The sequence below is a fragment of the Desulfuromonas sp. genome (assembly GCA_002869615.1).
GTDB lineage: Bacteria > Desulfobacterota > Desulfuromonadia > Desulfuromonadales > UBA2294 > BM707.
The window spans coordinates 1-2,364 of the sequence record PKUH01000026.1; the positions used below are offsets into that span (position 1 = coordinate 1).

Genomic DNA, 2,364 nt, shown 5'->3' on the forward strand with positions numbered 1-2,364 from the left:
GAAGAGCAGATCCGGTTACTGCTGAACTCTACAGCCGAAGGGATCTACAGTACTGATCAAGCCGGGATCTGCACCCTCTGTAACCCGGCCGCGCTGGAGATGCTCGGTTATCAGTCAGAAGATGAAGTTATTGGCAAAAACATGCATGAGCTGATCCATTATTCGCATCTTGATGGCAGCGCACTGACGCAAGAGGAGTGTCAGATTAAGAATGCGATCAGTAAGATGCAGGCGGCTTATTCAGCAGACGAGGTGTTCTGGAAGGCCGATGGATCGTGGTTCTACGTTGAATACCGGGCACATCCGGTAGTCAAGGAGGGTGAGATCGTTGGTTCGGTTGTCACTTTTCATGATATTACAGAACAGAAACTGCTGCATCAGCAAAGCATCCGGACCGCGCAACTGGCGTCTCTCGGCGAATTGGCTGCCGGGGTGGCGCACGAAATCAACAACCCGATCAACGGGGTGATTAATTACGCCCAGATACTTTTAAACAGACTGCAAAATAGTAACATCGATACCGACCTGGCTGACCGGATTATCAAGGAGGGTGAACGGATTGCGACCATCGTCAGGGACCTGCTTTTCTTCGCCCGGGAAAGCGGCCCGGAAGTTCGTCTGGCAAATGTCGATGACCTGTTGGCTGAGGCGCTCTCGCTGACCGAAGCGCAGATTCGCAAGGAGGGAATTTCCCTGCAAATCGATGCGGCTGGCGATCTGCCGCAGGTGTATACTCGTGCACAGCAGATTCAGCAGTTGTTTCTGAATGTTCTGAGCAACGCACGGCATGCCCTGAATGAGAAGTATCCGGAGCGGGATGATCGGAAAAAAATTGAAATTTTCATTGATGTTGCCGAAAAAAGAAAGAAGCAGTTTGTCCGGGTTTCGATCAAGGATTACGGTTGCGGCATACCGGGAAAAATGCTGGAAAAAGTGATGACCCCTTTCGTGACCACCAAACCGGCCGGAGTTGGAACCGGACTCGGGCTCAGCATCAGTCACGAAATAGTTAATAACCATAAAGGCGAGTTCGAGATCAAGAGCAGGGAAGGCAAATGGACCGAGGTGGTCGTTATTCTGCCGGCTGTCGAAAAGGATGAAGATGAATAAAACAATTCTGGTTGTCGATGACGAAGAGAGTATCCGCTACACATTCGAAGCGTTTTTGAGCGAAGAGGGCTATCATGTCATGACGGCCGATTCGATCAAGAGCTGCAAAAAGAGATTTTCCGAAAACGATTTTGATCTGATATTTCTCGATATCATGCTCGGTGGTGAAAGCGGCATCGATTTGCTCCGTTTCTGCAAGGATAAGCAGCCGAACTGCCCGGTTGTCATGATTACCGGTTCGCCGGAAATCGATACGGCAGCTGACGCTGTTCGCCTCGGTGCCCACGATTACATTCCCAAACCGGTTCGCCATGAGACACTGCTTCGAGTTACCAATGCTGCTCTGGCGCATAAGGAACTGCTCGACCAGAGAGAGATCCTCCGAACCCGGTTGAATGCAATTTTCCAAAGCGTCAAAGAAGGTATCGTAACGGTCGACAGCGATATGGTCATTACCGATCTCAACGAGTCCGCCCGATTGATCTTCGAATGCAGCGACATGTCGGGTAGCGAACTATCCGAACTGATTCCCGAATCCCCTGCCTGTATCGATCTCGTGCGAAACAGTCTCAATACGACTGAATCGACAGATATTTTCAGGGTTGAGATGCCACTTTCAAACAGCCGGATCAAGGTGCTCAGCCTGACGACCAGCCCGCTGCTTGATGAAAACGGCAAGGCGCTCGGAGCCGTATTGACCATACGTGATGAAACACGGCTTGATTATCTTGAACGCGACCTTGGCGAACGACGGCAATTTGATCGGATCATCGGTTCCAATCAAAAAATGCAGGAACTCTACAATCTAATCGAAAGCTTATCGGATGTCGATTCGACTGTACTGATCCTTGGTGAGAGCGGCACCGGTAAGGAGCTCGTTGCCGAATCGTTGCACTACCGTGGATTAAGGGCGAAGAAACCACTGGTCAAAGTGAATTGTGCCGCTCTTCCGGAAAACCTGCTGGAAAGCGAACTTTTCGGGCATGTCAAAGGTTCTTTTACCGGCGCCCTTCAGGACAAGATCGGCCGGTTTCAAAAGGCCGACGGTGGAACGATTTTTCTCGATGAAATTGCCGATATTTCACCGGCAATGCAGGTCCGCCTGCTCAGGGTTCTGCAGGAACGGGAGATCGAAAAAGTCGGTGCCAATGACCCGATCAAGGTTGATATCAGGGTTGTCGCGGCGACCAATAAGGATCTCAAGCAGAAAGTTGAAGACGGAGAATTTCGTGATGATCTCTACTACCGACTCAA

2 protein-coding genes are annotated in these 2,364 nt (G+C 50.5%); both read left to right on the forward strand.

Going from position 1 to position 2,364, the window contains the following annotated elements:
* The coding region (locus C0623_03855) for a hypothetical protein (protein ID PLY02446.1) at positions 1–1,110 on the forward strand (1,110 nt) is incomplete at its 5' end.
* A partial coding sequence (locus C0623_03860; GenBank protein PLY02447.1) for a sigma-54-dependent Fis family transcriptional regulator occupies positions 1,103–2,364 on the forward strand: 1,262 nt, incomplete at its 3' end. The genes C0623_03855 and C0623_03860, both read left to right, overlap by 8 nt.